Below are 16,484 nucleotides of genomic sequence, written 5' to 3'. Positions count from 1 at the left end.
CCCTTACGAGAAGAAGAGGTCCAGCAGGGCCTCATCGTCATCGTCCTCATCGGCCGCGGCGCGATCCCAAACCTCAAGGTGGTCGTAGTTGCCCACAACCGTGACCTCGCGGTCGAGGTTCGCCTGCTTGCGGAGAGACTCGGAAAGACCGATACGACCGGCGCTGTCCACGTCCATCGACGTGGTGCGCTTGTTGATCGCCCTCATGAGCTTCTGGTCATTAATGTCACGCGGGTTAAAACCCTCGTGGCCCTCACGACCCGCGAAGAGTCCTTCGACCCACTTATCGAAGGCCTCGGCAGAGAACACGTACAGAGCATCGACATCCAGGGCTTTAAACACGCGAACGTGCTCTCCAAGCTCCTCGCGAAGGGGTGCAGGCAGGGATAGACGACCTTTTGCATCGAGATTGCGCTCGTATGCACCAGTCATTCCCATGTGCGCCCTCCCCTCGGTTACTCAGATGGCACGTACGCGGGGAACCACCCCGCCTGTCGACGTCATCAATAATATGGGGAACCGCCCCATTTTTCAACACCTTTCCCCACCCCTTCCCCCACCCCGCCCCACCATTCCACCCCCAATATGTTGTAAAACACCCCCGATCATATGTTCGAAAACACAATATGTTGTGTTTACAGCAAAGGCGGGATGCCACCTGTGGCACCCCGCCTTTCAACCTCAACCTTCAAGTTGACCTTGAGGCGATTTTTGCGTCCTTTTACATGGCGTTCACATCGCCCCCAAACTCCCCCACCCAAGGCACGTGCGGCCCACCACCGCGACGACAAGTGGCGAAAAATGGGACGGGCCCCAGATTGCCCATGCGCGCGCAAAAGCACGCCGCAGCAATCTGGGGCCCGTCCCCAAATACCTATAAATATGCAGGCCAGCGATGTGTTAACGATGCGCCAGCGGATGCGCCGCCAGATAGACCTCGGTCAGTTGCGTGCGGTCGACATGCGTGTAGACCTGCGTGGTCGAAATATCGGCATGGCCCAAAATCTCCTGCAGCACACGCAGGTCGGCACCGCCCGCGAGCATGTGGGTGGCAAAGGAGTGGCGCAAGGTATGGGGATGGAGCCCCACCAGCCCCACCTGACGCCCATACCGCTCGCATATCGCATGCACGGCCTGGCGCGACAGACGGCGGCCGTTCTTATTTAAAAAGACCGCCGAGGTCTCGGTTCCGCGGGCATGGGCCGCCAAGCGAGAACGCCCCTCAGTTACATAGAGCGTCAGAGCTCGCGCCGCGCTTCCCACCAGCGGTGACAGGCGTTCCTTTGAGCCCTTACCGCGAACGAGCACAAAGCCATCGTCGATATGGATATCGCCCACATCGAGCCCCACCAACTCGCTCACACGTAAACCGCATCCGTAGAGCACTTCCAAGATGGCATGGTCGCGCAAGCCCATCTCGCCCTCGGGGAAGTCTTGATCGAGCAGCGCCGAGACATCCTCCACCGATAGATACTCCGGCAAACGCTCAGCCTTTTTAGGCAGGCGCAACGCCGCCGTTGGATTTTGGGCCACAGCCCCATCGCGCACCAAAAAGGCATGCAGGCCCTTCACGGCCGCAAGCGCACGCTCCACCGAGGCATCGGAATAGCCCCCATCGCGACGGTCGGCAACAAAGCCCTCCACGACCTGACGGGTCACCTCTTCAAAAGACACAATACCCGCCCGCTCCAGATAGGCGCAGTACGTCGTCAGGTCACGACGATAGGCCGCAATCGTGTTGCGCGCCAAACCCCGCTCGACCGCGAGGTAATCGAGATACTCCCCCGCCGCCACGGCGAGCGACGAGGGAGTAGCTTCGGTATGTTCCTTATTCGCCGGCACCCTTAGTCCGTAGCGAGGTTCATGGGCGTCACCTGCAGACGGTCGACACCCTCGTGCTGGCCGATCGAAGCGCGCACGAACTCGCGGAACAGCGGCTGCGGGTTGGTCGGGCGGCTCTTGAACTCGGGATGAGCCTGGGTTGCCACATACCACGGATGCACGTCGCGCGGCAGCTCGACCATCTCGACCAGGCGCTCGTCGGGCGACAGACCCGAGATAACCAAACCGGCGTCCTCGAGCTGGTCACGGAAGGCGTTGTTGAACTCAAAGCGGTGACGGTGACGCTCGTAGACGAGCTCCTCGCCATATGCCTCGCGAGCAAGGGTATCGGCGGCGAGCTTGCACGGATAGGCGCCCAGGCGCATGGTGCCGCCCTTCTCGGTCACGTCCTCCTGCGAGCTCATCAGATCGATGACGCTAAACGGGCCGTCCGGATCGAACTCGGAGGAGCTGGCGCCGGCAAGGCCGACGACGTTGCGGGCGAACTCGCACACGGCCACCTGCATACCCAGGCAAATGCCCAGATACGGAATCTTGTGCTCACGGGCAAACTCGGCCGCGAGGATCTTGCCCTCCAGGGCGCGCTTGCCAAAGCCGCCGGGGACCAGGATGCCCGAGGCGTCGCCCAAAACCTCGGAGACATTCTGCTCGTCGAGGCTCTCGCCGTCGACCAGCTGGACGTCCACATGGCGATCGTAGAAGACGCCCGCATGGTGCAGGGCCTCGATAACCGACAGGTACGCATCGGGCAGCTGCGTGTACTTACCCACGACGGCGATCTTCACCTTGTCGGCGTGATGGTTGGCGTGATTCTGTTTGCGCAGGAACTCGTTCCACTCGCTCATGTCGCGCTCACGCGGATCCAGACCCAGGCGTTCGCAAATGCGCAGGTCAAAGTCCTGCTCGGCAAGCAGCTGCGGAACATCGTAAATGCTCGCGCAGTCCTCGTTGGTAAAGACGCAATCGGTGTCGACGTCGCAGAAGCTTGCGATCTTTCCGCGGATAGCGTCATCGATATGGTGGTCGGAGCGCAGCACGATGATATCGGGCTGGACGCCAAAGCTGCGGAGCTCCTTGACGGAATGCTGCGTGGGCTTGGTCTTGACCTCGTGGGCGGCGGCGATATAGGGAACGAGCGACACGTGGATGTAGCAGACGTTCTCGGGGCCGGCCTCCTTGCGGTACTGGCGGATGGCCTCGACAAACGGCTGCGACTCGATGTCGCCGATCGTGCCGCCCAGCTCGGTGATGACTACATCGGAGCCGGTCTGCTCCTCGATGCGGCGGAACTTGTCCTTAATGGCATTGGTGACGTGAGGAATCACCTGCACGGTACCGCCCAAAAAGTCGCCGCGACGCTCGCGGGCGATCAAGCTCTTATAGATGGCGCCGGTCGTAAAGTTGGAATCGCGGGTCAGGTTCTCATCAATAAAGCGCTCGTAATGACCCAGGTCCAGGTCGGACTCGTAACCATCCTCGGTAACGAAGACCTCACCATGCTGGAAGGGGCTCATGGTACCGGGGTCGACGTTCAGATACGGATCGGCCTTCTGCATCGTTACTTTGTAGCCACGCGACTTGAGCAGACGGCCCAGCGAGGCCGCGGTGATACCCTTGCCCAAGGACGAAACCACGCCACCGGTTACGAACACATGCTTGGTCATATTGAGTTACCTGCACTTCCCGTAGAAGTTGTTTATCCACATCTTACGGGTCTTCATTGTAATACTCGCGCCGCGGACCGTTCGCAATTTTTCTCGCGTGCGATTGCATTTCTCAATCTTGAAACAAAACGCCGCCCGGTTTCCCAGGCGGCGTCGCTGTGGCAAGGGTTACATGCTGCTATCGATCAGCAACCTCGTCCTCAAGCATTTCTTGAACGAGCATGCCGGTACGGACGCCCTCAAGATACCACTCGCCACGTTCGGTGAGGCAAATGCCATTTGCAAGCTGACCGCCGTCGTCGCTATAACGCGAGACGACATCAATCATGCCTTCGGAATCCAAGCGATCGATTGCGGCGCGGACACGATACGGCGAAACCCCCACGCGCTCGGCAAGCGTTTTGCGCGAGAAACCATACGGCCCGCCATTGTCTTCGGTTTGCTGGTCGATCTCCATCAACACCAGCACCTCGACACGCTTCATATCGTTGACACTCGCACGACCCTTGCCCGCCATAGCAGCCTCCTCAAACCGAGCACGAGCATCTAACGCGCCGTGCGCGACCGACACACCTCACGATGGCAGGTAATATCCATCATGCGGCATCCCGCTAAGGATGAAACAGTTACGGTTATTGTATACCGCTCAAATTGTTTCTAGGCAGGTAAACAGCTATTTTTCGCCGAAATAGGCGCTTTATTGATCAAAAAGCCGTACCGGGCGCTAACCCGATACGGCCAAAATGCAATGCAATTACCGCGGTGCTTCAAACTTAGCGATGGAAGAAACCGCGGCGCTCAAACTTGGGCTCGCAGCACACGTTGATACCCAGTTTGCGCAGTACCGTCTCGTCCGTCGGCGAGATGATCACGCTAAAGAAGGCATCGCAACCGCGCAGCTGCTCCAGGCCCGAAAGGACGCGAGCGGCCGTCTCACTCGTGGCCGAGGTGATCGACAGCGCCATAAGCGTCTCGTCGGTGTGGAGGCGCGGGTTTTTGCTTCCCAGGAAATGCGTCTTGAGCTTGCTGATGGGCTCGATCGCCTCATCGCTAATGACCTCGAGCTCAAGGTCGACGCCCGAGACATGCTTGAGGGCGTTCATAATGAGCGAACTTGCGGCGCCCAGGCGCGTGGAGGTCTTACCGGTCACCACGGAGCCATCGGGCATGACCATGGCACCCACGGGACCACCCGTCAGCTGCTCCCTGGTGAGGGCCGCCGAGCGCGCCGGTGAGTAGTTCTTATCGATGCCGGCTTTCTTCATAATAATCTTGAGACGGTCGACTTGCTCATCGCCCACGCCGGTACGGCGCACATTTTCGACCGCGGTAAAGTAGCGGCGGACGATCTCCATCTTGGAAGCGTCGCGGCAGGCATCGTCATCGGTGATGGCAAAGCCGACCATATTGACGCCCATGTCCGTAGGGCTCTGGTAGGGGCTCTTGCCCAAGATCTTTTCCATCAGGGCACGGACTACCGGGAAGGCCTCGACGTCGCGGTTGTAGTTGACCGTGGTCTTGTTGTAGGCCTCAAGGTGGAACGAATCGATGATATTGGCGTCGTCGAGGTCAGCCGTGGCGGCCTCGTAGGCAATATTGACCGGATGCGTCAGAGGAAGATTCCAGACCGGGAAGGTCTCGAACTTGGCATAGCCGGCGGCGGTACCGTGCTTATGCTCGTGATACAGCTGCGAGAGGCAAGTGGCGAGCTTGCCCGAGCCGGGGCCGGGTGCCGTCACGACAACGAGTGGACGCGTGGTCTCGACAAACTCGTTCTTGCCGTAGCCTTCGTCAGAAACGATCAGATCGACATCGTGCGGATACCCCTCGATGGGATAGTGCAGCTTGGCGGGAATGCCGAGCGCGTTCAGGCGATTGCGGAACACATCGGCGGCGGGCTGGCCGGCGTACTGGGTGATGACCACGGCCGCGACGGCAAAGCCGTTGCCGCGGAACAGGTCAACCAGGCGCAGCACATCCTCGTCATAGGTAATGCCAAGGTCACCACGAGCCTTGTTTTTCTCGATGTGGTTCGCGTTGATCGCGATGATAACCTCGACATCGTCGGCGATGCTCTTGAGCATGCGGAACTTGCTGTCCGGTTCAAAACCCGGCAGCACGCGGCTCGCATGATAGTCATCGAACAGCTTACCGCCAAACTCCAAATAGAGCTTGCCACCAAACTGCGAGATGCGCTCCTTAATGTGAGCAGCCTGCAGCTCGATATACTTCGCGTTGTCGAAACCCTGGCGCATGTATGGCTCCCGTCCCGTTTCCAATTAATGTTCTAGGCGATTATAACGGAGCCCGCCCTCCCCGATACCCAGACCATCAACAGGCACCAACCAAACACGCCCACCGCAACCACCGGGGACCCGGGGTAGATCATTTGGGACGGGAAACAAGGCACTCAGCACCAACAATGAAAACGTCACAGGCAAAGCCAAAGCCAGCGAACGGGCACCAGAGCGAGCAAGCTACCCCCTGCACCAACAATGGCAGCGCCGCAGGTGGAGCAAAAGTCAGCGAAAGCCCGCCAGAGCGAGCAAGGTGACGTGAAAGAGGAGGGCATAGGCCTTTTGGCCATGCCCGACGATTGAACGTCAGATTGCCGCTCTGGCGGGCTTGCAGCGTCGAGTGGTTCCGGCGTTTGGTAAAACGCCGGAACACAAGAGCGCCCCCTCCCGCGCACGGAACGGGAGGGGGCTAAAGGTAGGAGTCTACCGGTGGGTTTACCCCACCGGACAGACGATGACCAGGTGATCCTTTACAGGATCGTCAAGGTTTCCGTGGGGTACCCGTTGGGTACTTAGAGCAGCACGCAGGCGACGGTCAGGATGACGGCGCAGACGACGGAGAGAGCGACGATGAGCTTAAGGGCAAACTTGAGCCAGGTCGTCCACTCGATCTTGGCCAGGGCGAGACCGCCCATGATGGCACCGGAGGTCGGGGTGAACAGGTTCACGACACCGATAGCAGCGGAGAAGATCATGACCATGACCTCGGGCGAGAAGCCGAGCTTAACAGCCAGCGGTCCCATGATGGGCATGGAGACGGTAGCCATACCAGAGGTCGAGGGGATCAGGAAGGACAGGCCGAAGTAGACCAGGAAGCTCATGGGAGCGAAGATCACGCCGGACAGGCCAGCCAGGGCATTGGCGGCAGCGTCGAGGACGAAGACGTCGAGGCCGGTGTTAGCCATGAGGACGGAGATACCACGGGCGAGGGCGATGACGAGAACAACGGACATCATGTCGGCAGCGCCGGTGATGAAGGTGTTAACGATCTGCTTCTCGGACAGGCCACCGATGATACCGATCAGGACGGCCATGAGGAAGAACCAGGTGGAAGCCTCGTCGAAGTACCACTGGCCAATGGGCAGGCCGGTGATCAGGGCAGACCAGCCCTGGACGACGGCGTTACCGTCGGCGTCGTAGACAGCGCCAGCGTCGAAGAAGTTGGCGACGCCCTCGTTGAGGTCGGCCAGCGGGATGAAGCCGACGATCATGACGACGAAGGTGAAGGCGAAGGCGATCAGAACACCCTTCTGACGACCAGTGAGCTTGACCTCCTTGTGGACCTCGGAAGCAGCCTTGCCGTGAGCCTCTTCGGCGTCCTTGAGCTCCTGCATCGACAGGATGGTGGAACCCTTGTCAGCCTTGACCTTCTTGGCATAGTTCATCACGAAGACGATGGACATAGCGGTAGTGACAATCCACAGGACGGCACCGAGGCCGATGATGATGGACTGGTTGACCTCAATGCCAACGCCGGTCAGAGCGTCGACGGCAGCGCCGACGGCGAACGGGTTAACCGTGGAGCCCAGGCAGCCGCAGCCAGCGCCGAGCAGGACGGTAGCGGCACCGACCATCGGGTCGAAGCCAGCGGCCATCATGGTAGCGGCAAGCAAGGCGTAGAAGGGAACGGTCTCCTCGCACATACCATAGGTGGTACCACCGAGGGAGAAGATGAGCATCAGCACGGGAATGAGCATGATCTCATTACCCTTAAGCTTCTGCACCAGGACGGCGATGCCGTTGTCCAGGGCGCCGGTCTCGGTCATCATGCCGAGGAAGCCGCCCAGGATCATAACGAAGAGGCAGACGGGCAGAGCGTCAGCGAAGCCCTTAATCGGGGCGGTGCAGAAATCGCTCAGACGGGCGGCAGTAACCGCGCCACCGGACGTGCCGGAAACGATAACGGTAATCACTGCGACAATTGCCAGCAGAGCAAGAAGAATGGTGAACGATGAAGGCATACCGCGCTTTTTCTTAGCGGTCTCAGTCATAGTTCTCATCCCCCCTTCATAAATCATTTACTGATCTCGCCCGAAGCGGCTCTTCCGTGCCGTGCCTGCCGCCTGGTGCGAGATATTTACCAGACAAAGCCGCTCGGGGTGTGCAGCAAGACACCCCGAGCGAGATGCTAGATGCTCTTACTTGAGCGTGGCGTACATGACAGCCTTGATGGTGTGCATGCGGTTCTCGGCCTCGTCGAAGACCTTGGAAGCGGGGCTCTCGAAGACCTCGTCGGTGACCTCCTGCTCGGTGATGCCGAACTGCTCGCACTTCTCGGCGCCAATGGTGGTGTTGGTGTCGTGGAAGCTGGGCAGGCAGTGCAGGAAGATGGCGCCCGGGTTGGCCATAGCCATGACCTCGGAGGTAACACGATACGGGGTGAGCTGAGCGATACGCTCGGCCCAGACCTCGTCGGGCTCGCCCATGGAGACCCACACGTCGGTGTAGATAACGTCGGCACCGGTGACGCCGTCCTTGACGTCGGTGGTCAGCTTGATGGTGCAACCGTTGGCCTCGGCGATGGGCTTGCAGGCCTCGATGACGTCGTCGGCGGGCATGCACTCCTCGGGGCCGCAGGCCACGAAGTTCATGCCGAGCTTGGAGCAGACGACCATGAGGGAGCGAGCGACGTTGTTCTTGCAGTCGCCCATGAAGACGAGGGTCTTGCCCTTGATGTCGTAGTTGAAGTTCTCCTGGACGGTCAGGATATCGGCGAGCATCTGGGTGGGATGCCACTCAGTGGTCAGGCCGTTCCACACGGGCACGCCGGACTTAGCAGCGAGCTCCTCGACGTCGTCCTGGGCAAAGCCACGGAACTCGATGCCGTCATACATGCGGCCGAGAACGCGGGCGGTGTCCTCGATGGACTCCTTCTTGCCCATCTGCGACGAACCCGGATCGAGGTAGGTGACGCCCATGCCCAGATCCATGCCGCCGACCTCGAAGGCGCAGCGGGTACGAGTAGAGGTCTTCTGGAAGAGCAGAACGATGTTCTTGCCCTCGAGATAGCGGTGCGGAACGCCAGCGCGCTTCATATCCTTGAAGTTCTTGGAGAGCTTGAGCAGGTACTCGATCTCCTCGGTGGTGAGGTCGAGAAGCTTGAGGAAGCTACGGCCGGAGAGGTTAACACCCATGGTTTGATTCCTTTCGAAGAAATGAATTACGTAAGTATTAGTGGTGCCCGTTTAACGGGCGAAGCCGGTGCGGTTGTAGGGGGACCGCACCGGAAACGGAAAGACTTAGAGGTCCTCGCGCCAGAAGGGCATGCTCATGCAGCGCGGGCCGCCGCGGCCGCGGGAGAGCTCGGCGGAGGGCACGACGAGAAGGTCCAGGCCCTCCTTGTACAGCACGTCGTTGGTGACGGTGTTGCGGGCGTAGACGCAGATCTTGCCGGGCTCGACGCACAGGGTGTTGGAGCCGTCGTTCCACTGCTCGCGGGAGGCCGCGATCGGGTCGCCGCCGCCGCAGGGGATCAGCTTGACCTGGTCGACGCCGGTGGCGTCCTCCAGGACGTGCTCGAGGGTGTCCTCGATCAGGCGGATGTTCACGTCGCCCGGGTTCTTGCCGGCGGTCAGCTCGTAGACGCGCAGGGTGCCCATGATGGCGGGGTGGATCGTGAACTTATCGACGTCGATCTGGGTGAAGACCGTGTCGAGGTGCATGAAGGCGCGCGAGACCGGGATATCGAAGGCCAGGATGCGCTCGACCTTGGAGTCGGAGTTCCAGAAGATGTTCTGGGCCATGACGTCGATCGCGGCGGCCTGGGTGCGCTGGGAGATGCCGACGGCGAGGGTCTTCTCGTTGATGTTCAGCACGTCGCCGCCCTCGGTGTGGAACTGGCAGTCGCGGCGGAAGTACAGCGAGACGTCCTTGTAGTCGGGGTGGTACTTGAAGATGTACTTGCCGTACAGGGTCTCGCGGTTGCGGGTGACCGAGTACATGCGGTTGAGGTTGACGCCCTCGCCGATGACCGCGAACGGGTCGCGGGTGAAGTAGAGGTTGGGCATCGGGTCGATGATCAGGTCGGACTCGGACTCGGAGTTGACCAGGGAGTCGAGGGTCGTGGACGCCGTGAGGGGCATGTCGATCTCGGACTTGGTCATGCCGGCCATGGTCTTCTTGACGAACTCGAGGTTGTCCTCGATGGAGTCCAGCTTCTCGCGGACGATCTGCGGCATGTGCTGGCCGCGGATGCCGGCCTCGGCGATGTACTGGTCGGTGAACTCGGCGCGGGCGCCGGGGACCTGGTCGAACACCACGGCGACGAGGTTCTCGAGATAGAGGACCTCCACGCCCTGGTCCCTCAGGATCTGGGCGAAGGTGTCGTGCTCCTGCTGCGCGACCTCCAGGAACGGGACGTCGTCGAACAGGAGTCGCTCGAGCTCGTCGGGCGGCAGGTTGAGGAGCTCGTCGCCGGGACGGTGCAGGCAGACCTTCCTGAGCTTGCCGATCTCGGAAGGCACGTGCAGACCTTTCGTCATGGCCTCCTACCTTTCTTTCGGGCCCTTGTCAGGGCCGATTCGTTAGCGCCCCTCCGTGTGAGGCGTTATTGCTGACGACATATTTATATCCAAAATCAGCCCATACTTCCACCTTGCCCCCGAACGGTTTTTTATAGGGGGTGAACGGCATACACATATACTTCACGCATGGCACACTTCATCTTAATAAAGCGTATTTACGTGCTTAAACGCGTTTTCAATCCTAAAATCAAATGGAACTTAACTTTGTTAAACCATCCTCAAATTGCATATTTCCACTAAAGCTATGAATAGAATTAGCGGTTCATACCGCGTCTCAACCATTTTCATTTTTATTCAGAAAAAAGTTTGTCCTATTCATTTCTGGTAAATAAATTACCGTTTACCAGACGCTTGATACCGTTCACCGGAAACTCAGTATAAGGCCCAGCGGATACCGCCTCGCTTTACGGCCCCATTTGTAACAACTTGACTTCTCGGTATAGAAAAACGGACCCGCTTCCCCTAGGGAAACGGGTCCGTTTTCGATTATCTTCGGCTAATTTGGATAAGGCCACCGAAGACCATCGGAATCCTAGCGATCGAACTCCGCCAGTGCCTCGCCCAAAAGCCTCAGGCCCTCGCGCAGAACGTCCTCGCTCGCGCAGTAGCCCAGGCGTGCGCCGCAGGGAAGCTCAAAACGGCTACCGGGGACCAGCAGCACTCCCCTCTCGGACAGCAGGCGCCTGCAGAACTCCTCGTCATCCTCGGGAATATCCAGCTGGATAAACGAGGTGGACACGCCCTGCGGGGCCGTCCAGGAAACGCGATGCTGCGTATCGATCCAAGCCTGCGCGATATCGCGGTTGCCAAACACGATCTTGCGATTGCGCTCGAGAATCTTATCCTTGTGCTCAAGCACATAGGTCGCCAGAGCATCGTTGAACACGCCGCCGCAGATCATGGTGTAATCGCGATAGGTACGGATGCGGTTGGACACCTCTTTGTCGGCCAGGACCCAGCCCACGCGGGCCGCAGGTGTCGAATAGGTCTTCGACAACGAGTTGGTGACAATGGCCCTCTCGTACACGTCGACCATCGACATAAAGGACTCAGTGTTTTCGAGCGGCAGATATACCTCGTCGCACAGCACGTAGGCGCCCACCGAGCGGGCGATCTCGGCAATCTGGCCGAGCATATCGGCATCGAGCACCGTACCGATGGGGTTAGATGCGTTGTTTATGCAGATAAGCTTGGTGTTGGGACGCACCAAGCGCTTGAGTTCCTCGATATCGGGCTTCCAGCCGAGTTCCTCGCGAAGCTCCCAATACTCGACCTCGGCTCCCAGCGTGCGCGGAATCTCGTAGAGCGGCGCATAGGTGGGCCACTCGGCGATAACATGGTCGCCGGGCTCGACCACAGCCATGATGGCGTTGAGGTTAGCGCCCGTGCAGCCATTGGTCTGCAGAATGTGATCGGGATTGACCTCCCGACGATACAGCTTGGCAACCTCGGCCTTAAACTCCGGCGAGCCCTCGATCCAGCCGTAGTTCATCTTCTCGCGGTCCAGGCGCTCGTAGAACGTGGCGCCGTCCTGTTCATCGAGCGCGCGCAGCTCGCCCATGGTGAGCGACGAGATCGTCGACTGGGCGATGTCCCACGTGGCGCTCTTCTCCCAAACGTTGAGCCATTCCTCAACGCCAATCGTCTTGATGTCCATGGCCAAGCTCCTTACAAAAGCAGTCATCCAATCGTGTTGACGTTCCTCATACAAGATTGGGGCGGTGCGAAAACCCGCACCGCCCCAATGGGAGACATCTAATGGCAGCTAGATGTATGTATTATGACCTGTACGGGTCCTTGAAGACCTTAGAGGTCCTCGCGCCAGAAGGGCATGCTCATGCAGCGCGGGCCGCCGCGGCCGCGGGAGAGCTCGGCGGAGGGCACGACGAGAAGGTCCAGGCCCTCCTTGTACAGCACGTCGTTGGTGACGGTGTTGCGGGCGTAGACGCAGATCTTGCCGGGCTCGACGCACAGGGTGTTGGAGCCGTCGTTCCACTGCTCGCGGGAGGCCGCGATCGGGTCGCCGCCGCCGCAGGGGATCAGCTTGACCTGGTCGACGCCGGTGGCGTCCTCCAGGACGTGCTCGAGGGTGTCCTCGATCAGGCGGATGTTCACGTCGCCCGGGTTCTTGCCGGCGGTCAGCTCGTAGACGCGCAGGGTGCCCATGATGGCGGGGTGGATCGTGAACTTATCGACGTCGATCTGGGTGAAGACCGTGTCGAGGTGCATGAAGGCGCGCGAGACCGGGATATCGAAGGCCAGGATGCGCTCGACCTTGGAGTCGGAGTTCCAGAAGATGTTCTGGGCCATGACGTCGATCGCGGCGGCCTGGGTGCGCTGGGAGATGCCGACGGCGAGGGTCTTCTCGTTGATGTTCAGCACGTCGCCGCCCTCGGTGTGGAACTGGCAGTCGCGGCGGAAGTACAGCGAGACGTCCTTGTAGTCGGGGTGGTACTTGAAGATGTACTTGCCGTACAGGGTCTCGCGGTTGCGGGTGACCGAGTACATGCGGTTGAGGTTGACGCCCTCGCCGATGACCGCGAACGGGTCGCGGGTGAAGTAGAGGTTGGGCATCGGGTCGATGATCAGGTCGGACTCGGACTCGGAGTTGACCAGGGAGTCGAGGGTCGTGGACGCCGTGAGGGGCATGTCGATCTCGGACTTGGTCATGCCGGCCATGGTCTTCTTGACGAACTCGAGGTTGTCCTCGATGGAGTCCAGCTTCTCGCGGACGATCTGCGGCATGTGCTGGCCGCGGATGCCGGCCTCGGCGATGTACTGGTCGGTGAACTCGGCGCGGGCGCCGGGGACCTGGTCGAACACCACGGCGACGAGGTTCTCGAGATAGAGGACCTCCACGCCCTGGTCCCTCAGGATCTGGGCGAAGGTGTCGTGCTCCTGCTGCGCGACCTCCAGGAACGGGACGTCGTCGAACAGGAGTCGCTCGAGCTCGTCGGGCGGCAGGTTGAGGAGCTCGTCGCCGGGACGGTGCAGGCAGACCTTCCTGAGCTTGCCGATCTCGGAAGGCACGTGCAGACCTTTCGTCATGGCCTCCTACCTTTCTTTCGGGCCTTTCGGCCGAATCTCTCAGCGCCCTTCCATAGCGGACGCTGCTTGCTGACAGCTCTAGTTATATCCAAATTCCACCCGCAATTCCACCTCGCCCCCGAACGGTCAGCAAAGTGCGATGAACGGTATATCGCATATGATTCCCCCATGATGCACTTCAGTTCTCTAAAGCAGGTTTTCAAAGGTAAACGTTCTTTTTTCTAAGGAATTAAGCAAGATTGCACGAATATTTTCATGTTTAGGAATTGCATAGATAAAACGGTTTTCTGCATATATATGTCGTTTGTCCACGATTCGATTTGGATTCGATTATATTCAGCTTGCAATCATTCTTATTCATACATTCTCACCAGTTGAGTATGGATATGGATTGTTTTCAAAACGAGTCAGGCAGTTAGTTGCATGCTTGACAGCGTAAGAAGTAGGTAAAGATACCGTTCGCACAATACGTCCGTGCCACAAGTCGACTAAATTGAGACAATAGTGAATAGTGTTAGGCTACCGTCCCCTGCGGGGACTGAACGGACAGATGCATATGCCGAGCAAAATCGAAAAGAAGCAAAAGGCCGCTAAGCTGCGCAAGCCGCCGCGCGACTTCTCGTACACGCAAAATCGAGAGCTCAGCTGGCTGCGCTTTGACAACCGCGTGCTCGACGAGGCTTTTGATGAGTCCGTGCCGCTGTTCGAGCGCCTTAAGTTCGTATCGATCTTCGAGTCCAACCTCGATGAGTTCCTCATGGTGCGCGTGGGTGGCCTGTCTGACCTTGCCGAGCTCAAAAAGCAGCCTGTCGACAACAAGAGCAATATGACCGCCTCCGAACAGGTCGACGCTGTCATGGCGGAGCTGCCCGGGCTCCTTACCCGTTGGGAGTCCATCTTTAAGAGCATCGAGGGCAAGCTCGACACCCTGGGCGTTCACCGCGCCCGCATCGATTCGCTTACGCCCGAGGAGCGCACCTTTGTAACCCGCTACTTCCAGGCCTACGTGTCGCCGGTCATCTCACCGCTGGTGATCGACCCGCGCCACCCCTTCCCCAACCTGCGCAACGGCGCACTCTACCTGGCCTGTGGCCTGGACGGCATCACCGACGAGGAAAGTCTGCTGGGCCTGATCGAGATTCCCGCCTCGATGAACCGCGTGGTCGAGATCCCCTCGCCCACCGGCACCTACTCCTACATTCTGCTCGAGGACGTCATCCTCGCCTGCCTGGACAGCTGCTTTGGCTCCTATAAGCCGCTGGATCGCGCGCTCATCCGCGTCACCCGCAATGCCGATATCGACCCGGACGGCGAGGGCGTCGAGGAGGAAGAGGATTACCGCCAGCACATGAAGCGCATTCTCAAGAAGCGCCTGCGCCTGCAGCCGGTAGTGCTCGCCGTCTCGGGCTCACTCGAAAAAGCAACGCTCAAGACTATCCGCAAGGCGCTCGAGCTCTCGCGTCGCTCGGTCTTTACCTGCGATATCCCGCTCAACCTGGGCTATGTCTTCGGCATTGAGGGCAAGATTCCCGAGCACCTGCGCAACGAGCTGCTCTTTACGCCGTTTAAGCCGCAGCCCAACCCCACCATCGATATGACCCGCTCCATCCGCGAGCAGGTACTTCAGCACGACAAGCTGCTCTTTTATCCCTATGAGGCCATGAACCCCTTCCTGGATCTGGTACACGAGGCCGCCTACGACCCCGAGTGCATCTCACTGCGCATCACGCTCTACCGCGTGGCCAAGCAGAGCCGCCTGTGCGAGTCGCTGATCGATGCCGCCGAGAACGGCAAAGAGGTCACGGTGCTCATGGAGCTCCGCGCCCGCTTCGACGAGCAAAACAACATCGAGTGGGCCGAGCGTCTGGAAGAGGCAGGCTGCACCGTCATCTACGGCTCCGAGGGCTTTAAGTGCCACTCCAAGATCTGCCAGCTCACCTATCGCGAGGGCATGGCGCTTACACGCCTGACGCTGTTGGGCACCGGCAACTTTAACGAGAAGACGGCCAAGCTCTACAGCGACTTTATGCTCATGACCGCCCATCCCGGCATCGGCGAGGACGCCAACTTGTTCTTCCGCAACCTGTCGCTGGGCAACCTGCGCGGCGATTACCGCTTCCTGGGCGTGGCGCCGGTCGGCCTGAAGCCGCTCATCATGCGCGGCCTGGATCGCGAGATCCAGCGCGCCCTCGCTGGCGAACCCGCCCGCGTGTTCTTTAAGCTCAACTCGCTCACCGACCGCGAGGTCATCGACAAGATTGCCGAGGCATCGTGCGCAGGAGTCCGCGTGGACATGATCATCCGCGGCATCTCGTGCCTCAAGCCGGGCGTTCCGGGCAAGACCGAGAATGTGCATGTCCGTTCTATCGTCGGACGCTTTTTGGAGCATGCGCGCGTTTACGCCTTTGGCGTGGACTCGGACATGATCTATCTGAGCTCGGCCGACATGATGACGCGCAACACCGAGCACCGCGTGGAGATCGCCTTCCCCGTGCTCGACCCCACCTGCCGTGCCCTGGTCCATGAGTACATGAGCATGCAGCTGCGCGACAATGTGAAGGCCCGCAGCCTCACGAGCGACGGTACCTGGGTCCCCGTGGAGCGCCACGAAGGCGAGAGGCCCTTCAACTCGCAGGAAGCCCTGCTGGAGCGTGCATATCGCAACGCCGAGGCGGCCGCGCAGCAGCGCGCACAGGAGAAGGAACGCGTGGCCGAAGAAGCTATTCAGGCCGAGGTTGAACATAGGGCAGTTGCCAAACCGGAGGCGGTTGCCGCTCCCCCGGTGAATGAGCCCGAGGCTGCCGCAGAGCCCGCCGTGGAGAAAGCGCCCGAGGTTCAGAAGGTCCAGGCGACCGTCATTGAGCCCAAGCCCGCACCTGTACCTCGGCCCGAGCCGCAGGTCACCAAGCCCGCACCCGAGCCGAACGCCCGTCGCGATAAGCCCGCCGGCAAGACCAAGGCCATCGAGCGCCATCGCCCCGGCCGCGTGCGCATGGGCCTGGGCCTGATCGGTCTGGGTCTTAAGACGCTCATTACCGGCAAGACGAAATAGTCGTTTGTAGAAGCAGTTTGTAGAAGCGTCCCGCATTTGAGGAAAGCCTCGGATGCGG

Annotated in this window: 11 protein-coding genes; 1 reads left to right on the top strand and 10 read right to left on the bottom strand. The window is 59.9% G+C overall.

The annotated features are described in order from the left end of the window. Positions 1 to 3: 3 nt before the first annotated feature. From LK493_RS03330 to arcA (LK493_RS03285), 10 genes are all read right to left on the bottom strand, one after another. Positions 4 to 438 carry a division/cell wall cluster transcriptional repressor MraZ gene (locus LK493_RS03330; RefSeq protein ID WP_006234269.1) on the bottom strand — a complete coding sequence of 145 codons (435 nt, stop codon included), beginning with the start codon at positions 436 to 438 and terminating at the stop codon, positions 4 to 6. 462 nt (positions 439 to 900) lie between these two features. Next, positions 901 to 1,842: a site-specific tyrosine recombinase XerD gene (xerD, locus tag LK493_RS03325; RefSeq protein WP_172677979.1), complete on the bottom strand. Its 942-nt coding sequence runs from the start codon at positions 1,840 to 1,842 to the stop codon at positions 901 to 903. Between the two features lie 2 nt (positions 1,843 to 1,844). Then, positions 1,845 to 3,506 carry a CTP synthase gene (locus tag LK493_RS03320; RefSeq protein WP_227790114.1) on the bottom strand — a complete coding sequence of 554 codons (1,662 nt, stop codon included), beginning with the start codon at positions 3,504 to 3,506 and terminating at the stop codon, positions 1,845 to 1,847. Between the two features lie 178 nt (positions 3,507 to 3,684). Then, on the bottom strand, positions 3,685 to 4,023 hold the full coding sequence (locus tag LK493_RS03315) for a helix-turn-helix domain-containing protein (protein WP_161115922.1): 339 nt from the start codon (positions 4,021 to 4,023) through the stop codon (positions 3,685 to 3,687). Between the two features lie 256 nt (positions 4,024 to 4,279). Further along, on the bottom strand, positions 4,280 to 5,761 hold the full coding sequence (locus LK493_RS03310) for a DUF1846 domain-containing protein (RefSeq protein WP_022094206.1): 1,482 nt from the start codon (positions 5,759 to 5,761) through the stop codon (positions 4,280 to 4,282). A gap of 554 nt (positions 5,762 to 6,315) precedes the next feature. Continuing rightward, positions 6,316 to 7,803, bottom strand: a complete 1,488-nt coding sequence (locus LK493_RS03305; RefSeq protein ID WP_408583389.1) for a YfcC family protein — start codon at positions 7,801 to 7,803, stop codon at positions 6,316 to 6,318. Positions 7,804 to 7,941: 138 nt separating this feature from the next. Continuing rightward, a complete protein-coding gene (gene argF / locus LK493_RS03300; protein ID WP_006234279.1) occupies positions 7,942 to 8,937 on the bottom strand; it encodes an ornithine carbamoyltransferase in 996 nt (331 codons plus the stop codon). Positions 8,938 to 9,042: 105 nt separating this feature from the next. Next, entirely contained in the window at positions 9,043 to 10,284 is a 1,242-nt protein-coding gene (gene arcA / locus LK493_RS03295; protein WP_227790113.1) for an arginine deiminase, read from the bottom strand. Positions 10,285 to 10,858: 574 nt separating this feature from the next. Continuing rightward, positions 10,859 to 11,983 carry an aminotransferase gene (locus LK493_RS03290; RefSeq protein ID WP_195363478.1) on the bottom strand — a complete coding sequence of 375 codons (1,125 nt, stop codon included), beginning with the start codon at positions 11,981 to 11,983 and terminating at the stop codon, positions 10,859 to 10,861. 149 nt (positions 11,984 to 12,132) lie between these two features. Then, positions 12,133 to 13,374, bottom strand: coding sequence for an arginine deiminase (gene arcA / locus LK493_RS03285; protein WP_227790113.1), 1,242 nt, complete (start codon positions 13,372 to 13,374; stop codon positions 12,133 to 12,135). A gap of 556 nt (positions 13,375 to 13,930) precedes the next feature. On the opposite strand from arcA (LK493_RS03285), the gene ppk1 reads away from it, so the two are divergent. Next, positions 13,931 to 16,426 carry a polyphosphate kinase 1 gene (gene ppk1 / locus LK493_RS03280; protein ID WP_227790112.1) on the top strand — a complete coding sequence of 832 codons (2,496 nt, stop codon included), beginning with the start codon at positions 13,931 to 13,933 and terminating at the stop codon, positions 16,424 to 16,426. The last annotated feature ends 58 nt before the right edge of the window (positions 16,427 to 16,484 follow it).

Source organism: Collinsella aerofaciens (assembly GCF_020709435.1).
GTDB classification, from domain to species: domain Bacteria; phylum Actinomycetota; class Coriobacteriia; order Coriobacteriales; family Coriobacteriaceae; genus Collinsella; species Collinsella aerofaciens_AU.
Note: the sequence above shows the minus strand (reverse complement) of the source record. Positions and strands in the feature narration are given on the sequence as shown.